Below are 16,190 nucleotides of genomic sequence, written 5' to 3'. Positions count from 1 at the left end.
TCCAGACGAAGGAGCCCGCACCCGGTGGCACGCAGCAGCACGCGCCCGACGAGCCGCGACGTCGCCCAGGCCGCCGGCGTCTCGCAGGCCGCCGTGTCACTCGTCCTCGGCGACAAATGGCGCGGCCGGGTCTCCGAGGCCACCGCCGAACGGGTCCGGGAAGCCGCGCGCGACCTCGGCTACCGCCCCAACCTCGCCGCCCGCAACCTCCGGCTCGGCAGCACCCGCACCGTCCTGCTCGTCGTCCCGGCGCTCACCACCGAGTTCTTCGCGGGCGTCTACACGGGCGCCGCCCGGGTCGCCGCCGACCACGGCTTCGGCGTGGTGCTCTACCCCTCCCCCGAGGGCATCGGTCCCGCCCCCGACCCCTTCGCCTCCTCCCAGGCCGCCCTCGACGGAGTCATCGCCTCCTCGATGGCCGCCGACGCCCTCACCGCCATCCGCGGCGACCAGCTCCCCCTGGTGATGCTCGACAGCGATCCGGACGGCAGCCTCGGAGCCGCCACCGTCAACCTGGACATCGCGGACGGCGTACGCCAGGTGGCCGAGCACCTGCTGGGCCTCGGCCACCGCCGCTTCCTCCATCTGGCCGCCGGCATCGCCTCCTGGACCTTCGAGGTGCGCGCCCGCGAACTGGACGCACGCACCGCACAGGTCCCCGGCGCCTCGGTACGCACCGTCCACGCCCCGATCTCCATCGAAGGCGCCCTGGCCGCCACCGAGGCGGCCCTCGCCGCACCGGGCCCGCTGCCCACCGCCCTCGTCTGCGACGACGACAAACTCGCGGCCGGCGCCTACAAGGCACTGCGCCGCCGCGGCCTGCGCGTCCCCGACGACATCTCCGTCACCGGCCTCGACGACCTTGCCCTGGCCACCGCCATCGACCCCGAACTCACGACCGTACGGCTGGACGCCGAGCTTTTCGGCGAGCGCGGCATGCACGCCCTCCTGGCCGTCCTGGAGGGCCGCCCGCCAGAGCGCCGGGACATCCCCGTGGAGCTGGTCGTACGAGGCTCCACGGCGCCCCCGCCGCGGTCCTGACCGCGCGGCCTGGCCGGATACGGGAGGCGTCCGGCCGCACACACACCCGCGCCCCGCCCGGACGACTCGCCGGACGGGGCGCACGAAGCGGGGCGGGACGGACTACTCGACGTCGCCGCCGGACTCCTCGGCCTCGTCGGCGGCCGCGGCCGCGGCCGCGCCCTGCGACTCCAGCAACCGGGACAGCTGCGGGCCGCCGATGCGCTTGAACTTGCGCTTCTGCGGACGCGTGCGGTCCAGCACCGCGACCTCCAGACGCTCCGCCGGAATCTCCCGCTGCGTGCCGTTCGACTCCCGCGACAGAGCGGTCACGGCCAGCTTCAACGCCTCCGCCAGGGTCATGCCCTCGCGGTGCTCACGGTCCAGATAGCTGCTGATCTGCTCCGCGTTGCCGCCGACCGCCACCGAACCGTGCTCGTCGACGATCGAACCGTCGTGCGGCAGCCGGTAGATCTGGTCGCCCTCCGGGGTCTCCCCGACCTCGGCCACCACCAGCTCCACCTCGTACGGCTTCTCGGCCGCGCTGGAGAAGATCGTGCCCAGCGTCTGCGCGTAGACGTTGGCAAGGCCACGCGCCGTCACATCGTCCCGGTCGTAGGTGTAACCACGCAGGTCCGCGTAGCGCACACCGCCGATCCGCAGATTCTCGTACTCGTTGTACTTGCCGGCGGCCGCGAAACCGATCCGGTCGTAGATCTCGCTGAACTTGTGCAGCGCACGCGAGGGGTTCTCACCGACGAACACGATGCCGTCGGCGAACTGGAGCACCACCAGGCTCCGGCCGCGCGCGATGCCCTTGCGGGCGTACTCCGCACGGTCCGCCATGGCCTGCTGAGGTGAGACATAGAACGGCGTCGACACCGGTATCCGTCCCTTTCCTTAGGGTTCCGTCGAAGTCACTGGGATCACCTTCACAACAAGCGCCGGGCGCCTCAGAGCAGCGCCGCGCGCGGGCCGTCCGGCTCCTCCAGGCGGCGCGCCAGCACCGCACGGGCGAGCTCGGAGGACTCGTCGTCGGTGAGCCGGCGGAACCCGTTCTCGGTGATCACGGTGATGATCGGGTAGATCCGGCGGGCGACATCGGGACCACCGGTCGCCGAGTCGTCGTCGGCCGCGTCGTACAGAGCCTGCACCACCAGTGTGGTCGCCTGCTCCTCGCTCAGGTCCTCACGGAACAGCTTCTTCATCGCCCCGCGCGCGAAGATCGAGCCGGAGCCCGTCGCGGAGAAGTTGTGCTCCTCGGAACGGCCGCCCGTGACGTCGTACGAGAAGATCCGCCCCTTGCCCCGGTCCACGTCGAACCCGGCGAACAGCGGCACGACGGCCAGGCCCTGCATGGCCATGCCGAGGTTGGAGCGGATCATCGTGGACAGCCGGTTCGCCTTGCCCTCCAGCGACAGCTGGGCGCCCTCGACCTTCTCGAAGTGCTCCAGCTCCAGCTGGAAGAGCTTGACCATCTCCACGGCGAGGCCGGCGGTGCCGGCAATACCCACCGCCGAGTACTCGTCGGCGGGGAACACCTTCTCGATGTCGCGCTGGGCGATCACGTTCCCCATCGTGGCGCGACGGTCACCGGCGAGCACCACGCCGCCGGCGAAGGTCACCGCCACGATCGTCGTCCCGTGCGGTGCCTCGATCACCCCCTGCGTGGGCGGCAGCTGCCGCTTGCCGGGCAGCAGTTCCGGCTGGTGCTCACCGAGAAAATCCATGAACGAAGAGGACCCAGGCGTCAGGAAGGCAGCTGGTAGACGCCCGGTGCTACGAGTGTTGGCTTCCACGCGTTTCCTTCCACGTATGCTGCAGCCCGCCTTATGGCCTCGGGCTGATCCTTGAACTGCCCCAGCGCGGCGTTGCAGCTGAAGCACAGTACGCCACGGACCCTACCCGTCTTGTGGCAGTGATCCACATCCTCCGCGGGAGCCGCGAGGCAGATGCAGCAGATACCGCGCTGCTGCGCGTTCGGCGCTTCCAACTCGGCCGGACTCAGGCCGTACTTGCGTTGGAAATAGCTGACACGGTTCCGCTCCGCACGGCACTCTCGGCAGTAGCCGGACCAACCGTCCGAGGACGACTCGTTGCGCTCCCACTCCGAGTGCGGCTTCACCTCCTCGCACTGCGGGCACCGCTTATGGCCCTGCGGAACAGGAACCTTCACGCGGACTCTTCTGCCCTGGGCCGCTCGTCGGCGTCGGTAGTAGCCGGCGGCGCGTTCGCGGCAGTTCACCTGAAGGCCGTCAGGCCTGGAAGCGTTGGCAGCGAACGCGCCCACCGGCAGGAACTCCTGGCACGCCGAGCACTTCTTCGTCCCCCCGTCGTTCATGGGTGTGACTACTGTCCACCCTTTTGAACGAACGACCTCACGAAATCCTCGGCATTCTCCTCGAGGACATCGTCGATCTCATCCAGCACCGAGTCCACATCGTCGCTCAGCTTCTCGTGACGCTCCTTGAGGTCCTCCGAAGCCTGCGACTCTGCCGCCTGCTCCTCGACCTCCTCGGTGGAGCGCGTCGCCTTCTGCTGTCCGCCGCCGGTGTCCTTGGTTGCCATAACCCTCACCCCGCTCAGTTCGCGTTCGCCCGACATGGTCGACAGGTCGGCATTCCTGCCGATCGGTGATGATCAGACCCTACAAGCCGGGTCCGACATCGGCCCCGCAGTTTCTCCAACGTACGGGGGCCACCTCGATGATTCCCGGGCGGCGGGATTTTGACCCCGGTCGCCCGGTTCGGTCCGGGTGCCGGTTCAGCCGCCGGAGAGGACCCTGACCAGGTCTTCTGCGGTGCGGCAGCGGTCCAGGAGCTCCTTGACGTGATTTCGCGTTCCGCGTAGCGGTTCCAGGGTTGGGACGCGCTGGAGGCTGTCCCGGCCGGGCAGATCGAAGATGACCGAGTCCCAGCTGGCGGCGGCGACGTCGTCGGCGTACTGCTCCAGGCAGCGGCCGCGGAAGTACGCGCGGGTGTCCTCCGGCGGGCTCGTACGGGCCTTCTCGACGTCGGCCTCGGTCAGCAGCCGCTTCATGCGCCCACGGGCCGCCAGGCGGTTGTAGAGGCCCTTCTCGGCCCGTACGTCGGCGTACTGGAGGTCGAGGAGGTGCAGCTTGGCCGCGTCCCAGTCGAGGTCGTCCCGGCGCCGGTAGCCCTCCATGAGCTCCTTCTTGGCCACCCAGTCGAGTTCGCCGGAGAGGCCCATGGGGTCGTTCTCCAGGCGGTTCAGCGTGTCCTCCCAGCGCTGGAGGACGTCTCGGGTCTGGTCGTCGGCGTCGGCGCCGTAGCGCTCCTCGACGTACTTGCGGGAGAGCTCGTAGTACTCCATCTGGAGCTGGACGGCGGTGAGTGTGCGGCCGCTGCGGAGCGTGACGAGACGCTTGAGGCTGGGGTCGTGGGAGACCTGGTGGAGGGTCCGTACGGGCTGGTCGACGGCGAGGTCGACCGCGATGAACCCGTCCTCGATCATCGAGAGGACCAGGGCCGTGGTCCCGAGCTTCAGGTAGGTCGAGATCTCCGACAGGTTCGCGTCGCCGATGATCACGTGCAGCCGGCGGTACTTCTCGGCATCCGCGTGCGGCTCGTCGCGGGTGTTGATGATGGGGCGCTTGAGGGTCGTCTCCAGGCCGACCTCGACCTCGAAGTAGTCGGCGCGCTGGCTGAGCTGGAAGCCGTGCTCGTGGCCGTCCTGGCCGATGCCGACGCGGCCCGCGCCGGTGACGACCTGGCGGGAGACGAAGAAGGGGGTGAGGTGGCGCACGATGTCCGAGAAGGCGGTCTCCCGCTTCATCAGGTAGTTCTCGTGCGTGCCGTAGGAGGCGCCCTTGTTGTCGGTGTTGTTCTTGTAGAGGTGGATGGGCTGGGCACCGGGGAGCTGGGCGGCCCGCTCGGCGGCCTCGGCCATGATGCGTTCGCCGGCCTTGTCCCACAGGACGGCGTCACGCGGGTTGGTGACCTCGGGGGCGCTGTACTCGGGGTGGGCGTGGTCCACGTAGAGACGGGCGCCGTTGGTGAGGATGACGTTGGCGAGGCCGATGTCCTCGTCGGTGAGCTGGCTGGAGTCGGCGGCCTCGCGGGCGAGGTCGAATCCGCGGGCGTCCCGCAGCGGGTTCTCCTCCTCGAAGTCCCAGCGGGCCCGGCGGGCCCGGTGCATCGCCGCCGCGTAGGCGTTGACGATCTGGGACGAGGTGAGCATGGCATTGGCATTGGGGTGGCCGGGGACGGAGATGCCGTACTCCGTCTCGATGCCCATTACTCGCCGTACGGTCATGCGGCCCTCCTTGCCCGGCGGAGCCCTCGGTCGTGGGCTCCGCTCGCGTACCGCTGGCGCTCCGGTGCGTGTGCGGTGCCCGTCCCCGCACTGCGCGACTCGGCGGTAGGAAAGAGCCTAGAACGCCTTTGCGCTGGTGGGGAGATCATTTGCGTCATTGCCTTGCTCGCCTCGGTTCCGGTCCTGGCCGGAAAAACAGTCGGCTGCGGGTACCCGGTGGGGGCACCCGCAGCCGCCCTGCGTTTTACAGGTACTGCCCGGTGTTTGCCACCGTGTCGATGGAGCGCCCGGTGTCCGCGCCCTGCTTTCCGGTGATGAGGGTACGGATGTAGACGATCCGTTCACCCTTCTTTCCGGAGATTCGAGCCCAGTCGTCGGGGTTGGTGGTGTTGGGCAGGTCCTCGTTCTCCTTGAACTCGTCCACGCAGGCCTGGAGGAGGTGGGAGACGCGCAGACCCTTCTGCTTGTGTTCGAGGAAGTCCTTGATCGCCATCTTCTTGGCACGTCCGACGATGTTCTCGATCATCGCGCCGGAGTTGAAGTCCTTGAAGTACAGGACTTCCTTGTCGCCGTTGGCGTAGGTGACTTCCAGGAAGCGGTTCTCCTCGGATTCGGCGTACATGTGTTCCACTGCCGTCTGGATCATGCTGGCGACGGTGGTGCCCTTGCTGCCGCCGTGCTCGCCGACGTCGTCGGAGTGCAGGGGCAGGCGCTCGGTGAGGTACTTGCCGAAGATGTCCTTGGCCGCCTCGGCGTCCGGGCGCTCGATCTTGATCTTCACATCGAGACGACCGGGGCGGAGGATGGCGGGGTCGATCATGTCCTCGCGGTTGGAGGCGCCGATGACGACCACGTTCTGCAGGCCTTCGACACCGTCGATCTCGGCGAGCAGCTGCGGGACGATGGTGTTCTCCACGTCCGAGCTGACACCGGAGCCACGGGTACGGAAGAGCGACTCCATCTCGTCGAAGAAGACGATGACGGGGGTGCCCTCGCTGGCCTTCTCCCGGGCACGCTGGAAGACGAGGCGGATCTGCCGCTCGGTCTCGCCGACGTACTTGTTCAGGAGCTCGGGGCCCTTGATGTTGAGGAAGAAGCTCTTGCCGGCGGCCTGGCCGGTGACCTCGGCGACCTTCTTGGCCAGCGAGTTGGCCACGGCCTTGGCGATGAGCGTCTTGCCGCATCCGGGGGGTCCGTAGAGCAGGACGCCCTTGGGCGGGCGCAGTTCGTGCTCCTTGAACAGGTCCGGGTAGAGGTACGGGAGCTCGACGGCGTCGCGGATGGCCTCGATCTGGCCGCCGAGGCCGCCGATCTGCTCGTAGCCGATGTCGGGCACTTCTTCGAGGACGAGCTCTTCGACCTCGCTCTTCGGCACGATCTCGTAGACGTAGCCGGAGCGGGGTTCGAGGAGCAGGGCGTCGCCGGGACGGATGTTCACGTCGAGCAGCGGCTCGGCGAGACGCACCACCCGCTCCTCGTCGGTGTGCCCGAGGACGAGGGCGCGCTCGCCGTCCTCGAGGATCTCCTTGAGGGTGACGATGTCGCCGACGCGCTCGTACTCCATGGCCTCGACCACGTTGAGCGCCTCGTTGAGCATGACTTCCTGGCCGCGCCTGAGCTCGTCCAGGTCAACGCTTGGGCTGACGTTCACCCGCAGTTTGCGGCCGCCGGTGAAGATGTCGGCGGTGCCGTCCTCGTTCGCCGTGAGGAAGACACCGAAGCCGGCCGGCGGCTGTGCGAGCCGGTCGACCTCTTCCTTGAGGGCCACGATCTGGTCGCGGGCCTCGCGGAGGGTGTTCGCGAGTCGTTCGTTCTGGGCGGACACGCCGGCCAGGTTCGTCTGCAGCTCGACGATCCGCTCTTCGAGAATCCTCGTGTGTCGCGGAGAGTCGGCGAGCTTGCGTCGCAGGACGGCGATCTCCTGCTCAAGATAAGCGATCTGCCCGGCCGGGTCGTCGGACCCTCGTCCCGGGCGGATGCCGCGGTTCATGTCGTCGTCGTGGGCTGCCACGGTCCTCACCTCCTCCAAGGGGAGCTGGACGCTTCCAGACCCTACCTGGGTGGGTGTCGATTGAAACCCCTAGATCACAAAGACTGTCAAGGTGTGTCGTCGGTCACCCGTTGCTTCTCCCCCGTGCCCGGTGGATACCCACTCAACGCGATGCGGAAGCTGCGTGTTCCGGGCCAGGAGCGGTCAAAACCCTTCGTGACTGACCGGAGTTGTCCGCTCCGATGCCGGTTCAGGAGTTGTGCCCCGGCCAGGGCTTCCTTACACAGAGCGACCGGCCCGGCGGCCCGGGTGAGTGCGGACGCGGGCCGCGGGACGGCTCAAGTCGATCGATCCGGTGGCCGAGCGCCGTCGTCCCGTGCGGCCCGGTGCGCCGCGCGCACGGCCCGGAGGGGGGCCGACGGGGGCGCCGGGGGCGCCGGGGGGCGGGTGGATGCGCGGGCGGGTGCGCGGGTGGCGGGCCCGACCGAGGGCGGTTCGGGCGGAGGTAGGGTCGAGGGAGTTCAACACCCGCCGGGGCGGGACCGGGTGACGGCCTGGTCCGGCCGTCCGGCGCTTTCGACGGCAGGAGAGATGACCGTGCAGCAGGAGGCCCTGGCCGGCGCGGAGGCGCTCGAGGTCTGGATCGACCAGGATCTTTGTACGGGTGACGGGATCTGTGCCCAGTACGCCCCGGAGGTGTTCGAGCTGGACATCGACGGCCTGGCCTATGTGAAGGGCACGGACGACGAGCTGCTGCAGACCCAGGGGGCGACCGCGCCGGTGCCGCTGCCGCTGCTGACGGACGTGGTGGATTCGGCGCGGGAGTGTCCGGGCGAGTGCATCCATGTGCGCCGGGTCGCGGACCGCGTCGAGGTGTACGGGCCCGACGCGGAGTGACTTTCCGGCCACCCCGCGTGGCCCCGGGGTCGTGCGGGTACGGCGGTCAGACGCTGCTGCTGGCCGCCGGGGTGGAGCGGGCGAACATGCGGCCGTTCCACTGCCAGGTGGCGGCGGTCTTCACGTCCGGACAGCAACTGGGCACGTTGTCCGAGGAATAGCCGAGCAGGTTCGCGGTGACCCTCCTGGCGGCGACGGTGAAGTCGGTGACCGTGATCCGGTCCTTGGGGTCGACGAGCGTGGCGACGACCCGGGGCCGGGTGGCACCGGCGGCCTGGGTGAGGACGTAGACCCCGTCCGGCGGGGTGCCCATGGCCGAGTCGCAGTGGACCACCGCCACGGTTTCCGGTCTGCCGTCGCCGTCGAGGTCACCGGTGGCCTTCTTGACGACCACCTCCTTCACGGGGCCGCAGTCGAGGGGGAAGTCCACGCCGGCGGTGCTGGGCGGGGCCGTGGCCGCGGGGGTGGGTTTCGGCTCGGTGCCGGCCGAGGGCTGGGCGGCTTTGGCCGCGCCCGGCTGGAAGAGGGATGACAGAGCGACGACACCGGTCAGGGCAGTGGCCGTGGCGAGCCAGTGCATGGGACGGCTGTCGGTGTGAGCGAGCTCCGGGACCACGGATTGCTGCACTAGGAGTGTCTCCTGTGAGGCCTGTGCCGGTGGGGATGGCCTGCATAGTGCCACACGTCACAGTGGGTGGGGAACGGCGGGGTGGGCTTCCGGCGACGGGCGGCTTGCGCCCCCGGCGGCGTCCGCGGCGGCGGGAAGCGACGTGGCACGGCGGAGCCGGGAGGGGAGCCGACGGGGGAAGCCGGCGGGGCCCGTCAATGCGTGAGCGCCGCTGCCGAGTTCCGGTCGGGCCGGGGGAACTCCGCAGCGGCGCTCACGCGTTGAGGCGGCGAGGGGAAGAGCGGGGCGACGGCTCAGCGGCCGGCGCCGCCGTCGGCGTTGGGACCCTCGTAGTCCTCGCCGTAGGCACCCTTGGCGGGGCGGCGGCGGCGCATGGGCGGCTCGACGCCGTCGGCGAGGCGGCGGGCGGTGAGCAGGAAGCCGGTGTGGCCGATCATCCGGTGGTCGGGGCGGACGGCCAGTCCCTCCACGTGCCAGTTGCGGATCATCGTCTCCCAGGAGGTCGGCTCGTTGAAGCAGCCGATCTCGCGGATGGACTCGACGGTCCGCGCGAGCTGGGTGGTGGTGGCGACGTAGCAGCACAGGATGCCGCCGGGCACGAGCGCCTTGGAGACGGCCTCCAGGCACTCCCAGGGGGCGAGCATGTCGAGGATGACACGGTCGACGTCGGTGTCCGAGAGGTTGTCCTGGAGGTCGCCGACGGTGAGCTGCCAGGCGGGGTGCGGGCCGCCGAAGTAGCGCTCCACGTTCTGCTGGGCGATCTCGGCGAAGTCCTCGCGCCGCTCGTAGCTGTGCAGCATGCCCTGGTCGCCGATGGCGCGCAGCAGGAAGCTGCTGAGCGAGCCGGAGCCGACGCCGGCTTCGACGACGCGGGCGCCGGGGAAGATGTCGGCGAAGGAGAGGATCTGCCCCGCGTCCTTGGGGTAGACGACGGCAGCCCCGCGGGGCATGGACAGGACGTAGTCGGGGAGCAGGGGGCGCAGCGCGAGGTAGGCCACGTTGCCGGTGGTGCGGACAACGCTGCCCTCGGGAGCACCGATCAGTTCGTCGTGCGGGAAGGAGCCCTTGTGGGTGTGGAAGTTCTTCCCTGCTTCGAGCGTGAACGTGTAGTGGCGGCCCTTGGGGTCGGTCAGCTGAACCTGGTCCCCGACCTTGAAGGGCCCGCGCCTGCGGGCGGCACCGGTCGGTTCGGACATGTGAACAGCCTACCGGGGTTTGTGGAGGGGTCCGACCACCAGGGCGGCTGCTAGGACGGCCGGGCCATGGCCCTGACGAAGGCCCGTTCCACGTCCGCCGCCGACAGGACGCCGTAGATCTCGCCGGTCTCCTCGACCACCAGGTACTCGGTGGCGGGGGTGGCGCGCAGCACGTCGAGGAGGTCCTCGCCGGCCAGTTCCGCGGAGACGCGCATGCCGTCGGTGAGGTCCTGGGCCAGGCCGCTGACCGCGACCCAGGGGCGGCGGTGCTCGGGTACGCCGACGATGGCGGCCTCCCGGACCAGGGAGAGCGGGGTGCCGTCGGCGTCGACGACGACCAGGGCGCGGGCCCCGGCGGCATTGGCGCGGCGCAGGGCCTCCGACAGGGGGGTCCCGGTCTCGACGGGCACGGCACGGCGCGTGAGGGTACGGGCACGCAGCTCCGGAAGGTGTTCGCGCAGCCGTGCCATGCGCAGGCTGTTGCCGGCGCCGGTCCAGATGATCGCGGCGAGGACGGCCGCGAGCAGGCCGTCGGTGAGGGCGTCCATGCCGTTGGCGTTCTCGGTGCCGCCGCCGAAGGCGCCCGAGTAGTTGAGCAGCGGGAGGCCGATCAGCACGGAGACGGCGAGGGCGCGGCCGACCCAGGCCGCGGCGACGGTGCCGCTCATGGGCCGGCCGGTGATCTTCCAGACGACGGCACGGAGCATCCGGCCGCCGTCGAGGGGCAGGCCGGGCAGCAGGTTGAAGATGGCCACGATGAGGTTGGAGACCATCAGGCCGGCCAGCAGGACGCCGGGGACCGTGCCGGGCTCGACGGGCTGCATGGCGAGGTAGAAGAGGCCGGAGAGGACGAGCGAGAGCAGGGGGCCGACGAAGGCCAGCACGAACTCCCGTCCGGGGGTCTCGGCCTCCTTCTCGATCTCGGAGACACCGCCGAAGAACTGCAGCTGGATGCGGCGGACGGGGAGTTTGAAGCGGATCGCGGCGACCGTGTGGGCCAGTTCGTGGACCAGGACGGAGGCGTAGAAGGCGATGGCGAAGAAGAGGGAGACGAGGTAGCGGGCGGCGCCGAGTTCGGGCAGCACCCGGTCGAGCTGGCCGCCGAAGACCCAGGTGATCAGCGCGGCGACCACGAACCAGCTGGGGGCGACGTACACGGGTACGCCGAAGGGCCGCCCCATGAGCAGGCCGCCGCCGGGCTCCTTGGGCCGCCGCGGCGGCTGCCCCTTCGTCATCCCGCCGTGCGCGTGGCTGCGCTCGCCGGCCGGGCCGGGGCCGGCAGCGCGAGCCTCGTCGGGACCGGCAGCGCCTGGGGCCGCGGCCGGGGGCTCGGGAGGCGTCTTCGCACTCTCGTTCTCCGGTGCGGGTGCCTCGCCGGACGGCTCCCGCTCCGGTTTCCCGTCACCGCCGGGCGTCCCGGCCCGGGGCGGGGCCTTCGGGTCGTCGGCGAGGTCCGGGCCTGCGTCGTCGGTCGGGGCCGTAGGACTTGCGGGCTGCTCGGCCGGTTCGGCGTCCTCCGACCGGGGCTGTCCGCTCCCGCCGCTCACGTCCACGGTGTCCCCTCGTTAGAAACGTCGTCTCCGGTCGATGGTATGCGGCCGTCGTGACGCGTTTCGCCCCGGCACCCCTTGTGTTGGCCGGGGCGTCGCGCGGGTTGGGTGACTGTCAGTGGCGGGCCGTATGGTCTGTGGTCATGGAGAGCAGCATCGAGGACGCCGCACAGGCCGAGAACGTGGCCGTCGCGCGGGGGGAAGAGCCGGTCACGGCGGTGCGCTCGGCGGCGCCCGGTCCGCCGGCGTCGCTGTCGCCGTCGCGGGCCAGTGACTTCATGCAGTGTCCGTTGCTGTACCGGTTCCGGGTGATCGACCGGCTGCCGGAGAAGCCGAGCGAGGCGGCGACCAGGGGGACGCTGGTGCACGCGGTTCTCGAGCGGCTCTTCGACGCGCCCGCCGCGGAGCGGACGGCGCCGCGGGCCAAGTCGCTGGTTCCGGGGCAGTGGGACCGGCTGCGGGAGAGCAGGCCGGAGGTCGGGGAGCTGTTCGCGGACGATCCCGAGGGCGAGCGGCTGGCCCGCTGGCTGGGCGAGGCGGAGCGGCTCGTCGAGCGGTGGTTCACGCTGGAGGATCCGGCGCGGCTGGAGCCGGTGGAGCGGGAGCTGTTCGTCGAGACCGAGCTGGAGTCGGGGCTGCGGCTGCGCGGGATCATCGACCGGGTCGACGTGGCGCCCACGGGTGAGGTGCGGATCGTCGACTACAAGACCGGCAAGGCGCCCAGACCGGAGTACGCCGAAGGCGCGCTGTTCCAGATGAAGTTCTACGCGCTGGTGGTGTGGCGGCTGAAGAACGTGGTGCCGAGGCGGCTGCAGCTGGTCTATCTCGGCAGCGGCGACGTCCTGACGTACGACCCGGTGGTGGCCGATCTGGAGCGGGTGGAGCGCAAGCTGCTGGCGCTGTGGGAGGCGATCCGGCAGGCGACGGAGTCCGGGCAGTGGCGGCCGCGTCCGACGAAGCTGTGCGGCTGGTGCGACCACCAGGCGCACTGCCCGGAGTTCGGCGGTACTCCCCCGCCGTACCCGCTGCCGGTGAGGTCGGCCGAGTCCGAGGACGCGGCGCAGGGCAGAATGGGCGCGGACTAGCGAAGGAGACTCACCGTGGCCATCCGCGTCCTACTGGTCGACGACCAGCCGCTGCTGCGAACCGGGTTCCGGATGATCCTGGAGGCCGAGCAGGACATCGCGGTCGTGGGCGAGGCCGGAGACGGCCTTCAGGCTCTCGACCAGGTGCGCGCCCTCCAGCCGGACGTGGTGCTGATGGACATCCGGATGCCGCGGATGGACGGCGTGGAGGCGACCCGGCAGATCACCGGACCCGGCCGGGACGGCCCGGCGAAGGTGCTGGTGCTGACCACGTTCGATCTGGACGAGTACGTGGTGGAGGCGCTGCGCGCGGGTGCCAGCGGCTTCCTGCTGAAGGACGCCCCGGCCAATGAGCTGGTGCAGGCGATCCGGGTGGTGGCGGGCGGCGAGGCGATGCTCGCGCCGAGCATCACGCGCCGGCTGCTGGACAAGTACGCCACGCATCTGCCGTCCGGTGAGGAGCCGGTGCCGGACACCCTGCACACGCTCACCGACCGTGAGGTGGAGGTGCTGAAGCTGGTCGCGCGGGGGCTGTCGAACGCGGAGATCGCCGCCGATCTGTTCGTCAGCGAGACCACGGTGAAGACGCATGTGGGGCATGTGCTGACCAAGCTGGGGCTGCGGGACCGGGTGCAGGCGGCGGTGTACGCGTACGAGAGCGGTCTGGTGCGTCCGGGCGCCCAGTAGGGACACGTCCTGCGAAGCCCGGCGGACACCCTACGACGGAAGGGCGCCCCACTCTGAGGAGTGGGGCGCCCTTCCGTCGTAGCGGCCTCGGGTGACCGGTCGTCAGCTGCTGGAGCCGCGGCCGAGCTCCCACAGCTGAAGGCTGGAGGAGGAGTTGAGGGCGTAGGCGACACCCGTGATGTCGTCACGGGCGGCGACGTACTGCTTGCCCTGCCACAGCGGCAGCACCGGGACCTCGTCGGCGACGATGTCCTGGATCTCGTTCAGGCTGGCGGACGCGCTGGCGCGGTCGGCCTCGCGGCGCGATTCGGGGATCAGCGTGTCGTTGATCTTCTTGTTGGTGTACGGCGAGGCGAGGAAGTTGTCCTTGCCGAGGAACGGCGCGAGGAAGTTGTCGGCGTCCGGGAAGTCGGGGAACCAGCCCATGCCGTAGACGTCGTACGCCTGCTTGCGCTCGGCGGTCTGGTACGTCGACCAGGGAGTGCCCTTGATGTCGACGTCGAACAGGCCGCTGTCGTTGAGCTGCTTCTGCAGGACCTCGAACTCCTCCTTGGTGGCGGAGCCGTAGTGGTCGGTCGTGTAGTGCAGCGTCAGCCTCACCGGGGTGGTGATGTTCGCGGCGGTCAGCAGGTTCTTGGCCTTGGAGACGCTGGGGTCGCCGTACTTGTTGAAGAAGGCGTTGGAGTGGCCGGTCACGGAGGCCGGGACCAGCGAGTACAGCGGCTCGGCCTGGGAGCCGTACACCTTGGCGACGAGCGTGGCGCGGTCGACGACCTGGGCCATCGCCTCGCGGACGGCCTTGGACTTGACCGTGGGCGCGTCGGTGTTGAAGCCGAGGTAGCGGATCTCCAGGCCGGACATCTCGACGAGTTCGACGTTGTCGTCGTCGCCGGCGTCGAGCTTGCTGATCTGCGACGGCGACATGGTGCGGGTCATGACGTCGATGTCGCCCTTGTCGATCGCCTCGCCCATGGCGTCGGCGTCCTTGAAGGACTTCAGGACCACCTGGTTGTTGTTGACCGTCACGCTGCCCTTGTAGTTCGGGTTCTTGGTGAAGGTGGCGGAGACGATCTCGTTGTTCTGGACGTCGGCCTTGAAGGTGTACGGGCCGGATCCGTCGACGTCGAAGCCGTCGCGCAGCTTGTCCTTCGCGTAGTCCTTCGGGTTCAGGATACCCGCGACCGGCGTGGACAGCTTGTACGGGAAGGTGGCGTCGGCCGACTTGAGGTGGAAGATGACCTCTCGGTCACCCTGGGTCTCGATGGTGTCGATGTTCGAGAGCAGCGCGAAGACACCACTGTCGGACTTGATGCGCAGGGCGCGCTCCATGGACCACTTGACGTCCGCGGCGGTGACGGTGGTGCCGTCGGAGAACTTCAGGCCCTCACGCAGCTTGCAGGCGTAGCGCTCGCTGCCGCTGTCGGTGAAGGAGCAGCTCTCGGCGGCGTCCGGGACCGGGTCTCCGTCGCCCTTGGGCTGCGACATGAGGGTCTGCACCGTCTGGCGCAGGATGTTCCAGCCGCCGACGTCGTAGGAGTAGGCGGGGTCGATCGGCGCCGGGGCGTCCTTCGTGGCCGTGAACCGGTCGGTGGTGCCGACCACGATCGCGCCGTCGCCGCTGCTCCCACTGTCGGATCCACCGCACGCGGCGAGAACCGGAGTGAGCAGACCGATGACGGCCGGCAGCACCAAAGTCTTGCGGTTCATGCTCGAAGTTCTCCAGAGCTGTTCGAGTCCGTGTATCCGACAAACAGGGGTGTCGTAGCGGATCACGGGGGTAACGGCGATGTTCTCGCGATGACATTAGTGCGCGCCCGCAGGAGGACTCACTGGCCCCCGAGTTGAGGAACCATCACGCAGTGGAACCGGCTGCGGACAGACCGAAAACCCGACGGCGGCAGGATTAGTGCAGCGTCTCCCCAATCGGGACACAAGGGTGCCTGAATTCCCCCCGATCAGGGGGGAAGCGGCACACCCGGGCAACGTTGTCGACCCTCGCGCATGTGGCGAACATCACACGCATCGCGACCCGGAGGGAGACCGCAATTCAGCCGGTTGAACAGTTGCGAATTCCGTAGACCGACCACGGCGGGGATTTCACCCAATGCCACTTGCACGCTGGGTGAACGGCTAGCGCATTTCCGTCATCAGTCCGCGGAGAAATGCCAGGTCGACCTCTTCCAGGGAGCTGACCACGGTGCGCCGTTCGGCCGGGGCGATGGGCGCGACCGACGGGACGGCGACCACCTGGCAGCCGGCGGCCTCGGCGGCGGCTACACCGGTGGCGGTGTCCTCGACCACCGCGCATCTGGCCGGATCCACACCGAGACCCGCGGCGGCGAGCAGGTACGGGTCCGGGTAGGGCTTGGTGCGGGAGACCTCGTCACCGGCGACGGAGAGGGTGAAGTGATGGGGACCCAGGGAGGTCAGGACGCGGTCGATGATGCGCCGGTGCGAGGCGGAGACCAGGGCGGTGGGGATCTGCTGGTCGTAGAGCTCGGCAAGCAGCCGTTTGGCGCCCGGCATCAGCGGCAGGGCGGTGCCGATGCGCTCTTCGAAGCCGTCGTTGAGCAGGACGCTGAGTTCGGCGAGCGTGATGGCGGCGCCGGTGGCCTCGATGAGGAACCCGGCACTGCGGGTCATGGGACCGCCGACCACCACATGGCGCCAGGACTCGTCGAGGGCGTGGCCGAGCCGGGAGAAGATCTCGACCTCGACGTCCCACCAGAAGCCCTCGGTGTCCACCAGGGTGCCGTCCATGTCGAGGAGCACAGCCTGAAGCGCCGAGCCTTCCGCCGTACGGGTACCGGGCACGGGGACCGTACTGGTCATCCGGGCGCACCTCCTTGAGGGACGACCAGG

Annotated in this window: 15 protein-coding genes; 4 read left to right on the top strand and 11 right to left on the bottom strand. The window is 69.6% G+C overall.

The features are described from left to right. Nucleotides 1-24 precede the first annotated feature (24 nt). Nucleotides 25-1,041, top strand: coding sequence for a LacI family DNA-binding transcriptional regulator (locus ACZ4O3_RS35565; protein ID WP_384992369.1), 1,017 nt, complete (start codon nt 25-27; stop codon nt 1,039-1,041). A gap of 102 nt (nt 1,042-1,143) precedes the next feature. On the opposite strand, the gene prcA is transcribed toward ACZ4O3_RS35565, so the two are convergent. The 6 genes from prcA to arc all read right to left on the bottom strand — a co-directional run bounded on the left by prcA (nt 1,144) and on the right by arc (nt 7,306). Continuing rightward, nucleotides 1,144-1,902 (bottom strand): proteasome subunit alpha, encoded by a 759-nt coding sequence (gene prcA / locus ACZ4O3_RS35560; protein ID WP_467726286.1) that lies wholly within the window; start codon nt 1,900-1,902, stop codon nt 1,144-1,146. Nucleotides 1,903-1,973: 71 nt separating this feature from the next. Further along, nucleotides 1,974-2,819: a proteasome subunit beta gene (prcB, locus tag ACZ4O3_RS35555; protein WP_362720970.1), complete on the bottom strand. Its 846-nt coding sequence runs from the start codon at nt 2,817-2,819 to the stop codon at nt 1,974-1,976. After that, complete coding sequence (locus ACZ4O3_RS35550; protein ID WP_467726284.1) at nt 2,771-3,361, bottom strand: endonuclease VII domain-containing protein; 591 nt, start codon at nt 3,359-3,361, stop codon at nt 2,771-2,773. The genes prcB and ACZ4O3_RS35550 overlap by 49 nt, the downstream gene beginning before the upstream one ends. An 8-nt stretch (nt 3,362-3,369) precedes the next feature. Beyond that, the gene (locus tag ACZ4O3_RS35545) at nt 3,370-3,588 is read right to left on the bottom strand and encodes a ubiquitin-like protein Pup (protein WP_155057540.1); all 219 of its coding nucleotides are present in this window, start codon (nt 3,586-3,588) and stop codon (nt 3,370-3,372) included. A 195-nt stretch (nt 3,589-3,783) separates the two neighbouring features. Continuing rightward, complete coding sequence (gene dop, locus ACZ4O3_RS35540; protein WP_362720963.1) at nt 3,784-5,295, bottom strand: depupylase/deamidase Dop; 1,512 nt, start codon at nt 5,293-5,295, stop codon at nt 3,784-3,786. Nucleotides 5,296-5,539: 244 nt separating this feature from the next. After that, nucleotides 5,540-7,306, bottom strand: coding sequence for a proteasome ATPase (gene arc, locus ACZ4O3_RS35535; protein ID WP_362720960.1), 1,767 nt, complete (start codon nt 7,304-7,306; stop codon nt 5,540-5,542). A 570-nt stretch (nt 7,307-7,876) separates the two neighbouring features. Between arc and ACZ4O3_RS35530 the strand changes: the two genes are divergently transcribed. Next, on the top strand, nt 7,877-8,182 hold the full coding sequence (locus ACZ4O3_RS35530; RefSeq protein ID WP_362720957.1) for a ferredoxin: 306 nt from the start codon (nt 7,877-7,879) through the stop codon (nt 8,180-8,182). 46 nt (nt 8,183-8,228) lie between these two features. Here ACZ4O3_RS35530 and ACZ4O3_RS35525 read toward each other — a convergent pair whose 3' ends face one another. The 3 genes from ACZ4O3_RS35525 to ACZ4O3_RS35515 all read right to left on the bottom strand — a co-directional run bounded on the left by ACZ4O3_RS35525 (nt 8,229) and on the right by ACZ4O3_RS35515 (nt 11,559). Beyond that, complete coding sequence (locus ACZ4O3_RS35525) at nt 8,229-8,810, bottom strand: hypothetical protein (protein WP_362720955.1); 582 nt, start codon at nt 8,808-8,810, stop codon at nt 8,229-8,231. Between the two features lie 293 nt (nt 8,811-9,103). Continuing rightward, nucleotides 9,104-10,006 (bottom strand): tRNA (adenine-N1)-methyltransferase, encoded by a 903-nt coding sequence (locus ACZ4O3_RS35520; RefSeq protein WP_360489583.1) that lies wholly within the window; start codon nt 10,004-10,006, stop codon nt 9,104-9,106. Between the two features lie 50 nt (nt 10,007-10,056). Beyond that, nucleotides 10,057-11,559 (bottom strand): site-2 protease family protein, encoded by a 1,503-nt coding sequence (locus ACZ4O3_RS35515; protein WP_467726281.1) that lies wholly within the window; start codon nt 11,557-11,559, stop codon nt 10,057-10,059. 140 nt (nt 11,560-11,699) lie between these two features. On the opposite strand from ACZ4O3_RS35515, the gene ACZ4O3_RS35510 reads away from it, so the two are divergent. Further along, complete coding sequence (locus tag ACZ4O3_RS35510; protein WP_362731729.1) at nt 11,700-12,641, top strand: RecB family exonuclease; 942 nt, start codon at nt 11,700-11,702, stop codon at nt 12,639-12,641. Between the two features lie 15 nt (nt 12,642-12,656). Then, nucleotides 12,657-13,328 carry a response regulator gene (locus ACZ4O3_RS35505; protein WP_020939010.1) on the top strand — a complete coding sequence of 224 codons (672 nt, stop codon included), beginning with the start codon at nt 12,657-12,659 and terminating at the stop codon, nt 13,326-13,328. 102 nt (nt 13,329-13,430) lie between these two features. Here ACZ4O3_RS35505 and ACZ4O3_RS35500 read toward each other — a convergent pair whose 3' ends face one another. Together ACZ4O3_RS35500 and ACZ4O3_RS35495 are read right to left on the bottom strand one after the other, a co-directional pair. Continuing rightward, nucleotides 13,431-15,035 carry an ABC transporter substrate-binding protein gene (locus ACZ4O3_RS35500; RefSeq protein WP_467726279.1) on the bottom strand — a complete coding sequence of 535 codons (1,605 nt, stop codon included), beginning with the start codon at nt 15,033-15,035 and terminating at the stop codon, nt 13,431-13,433. Nucleotides 15,036-15,458: 423 nt separating this feature from the next. Continuing rightward, nucleotides 15,459-16,160 (bottom strand): HAD family hydrolase, encoded by a 702-nt coding sequence (locus tag ACZ4O3_RS35495; RefSeq protein ID WP_362718936.1) that lies wholly within the window; start codon nt 16,158-16,160, stop codon nt 15,459-15,461. Nucleotides 16,161-16,190 lie beyond the last annotated feature (30 nt).

The organism is Streptomyces sp. NPDC026515 (genome assembly GCF_055567595.1).
Note: the sequence above shows the minus strand (reverse complement) of the source record. Positions and strands in the feature narration are given on the sequence as shown.

Coding starts and splice junctions, on each gene's coding strand:
- ACZ4O3_RS35530 (WP_362720957.1), top strand. CDS start 7,877: ATGACCGTGCAGCAGGAGGCCCTGGCCGGCGCGGAGGCGCTCGAGGTC.
- ACZ4O3_RS35495 (WP_362718936.1), bottom strand. CDS start 16,160: ATGACCAGTACGGTCCCCGTGCCCGGTACCCGTACGGCGGAAGGCTCG.
- dop (WP_362720963.1), bottom strand. CDS start 5,295: ATGACCGTACGGCGAGTAATGGGCATCGAGACGGAGTACGGCATCTCC.
- ACZ4O3_RS35500 (WP_467726279.1), bottom strand. CDS start 15,035: ATGAACCGCAAGACTTTGGTGCTGCCGGCCGTCATCGGTCTGCTCACT.
- ACZ4O3_RS35550 (WP_467726284.1), bottom strand. CDS start 3,361: ATGAACGACGGGGGGACGAAGAAGTGCTCGGCGTGCCAGGAGTTCCTG.
- ACZ4O3_RS35510 (WP_362731729.1), top strand. CDS start 11,700: ATGGAGAGCAGCATCGAGGACGCCGCACAGGCCGAGAACGTGGCCGTC.
- ACZ4O3_RS35520 (WP_360489583.1), bottom strand. CDS start 10,006: ATGTCCGAACCGACCGGTGCCGCCCGCAGGCGCGGGCCCTTCAAGGTC.
- ACZ4O3_RS35545 (WP_155057540.1), bottom strand. CDS start 3,588: ATGGCAACCAAGGACACCGGCGGCGGACAGCAGAAGGCGACGCGCTCC.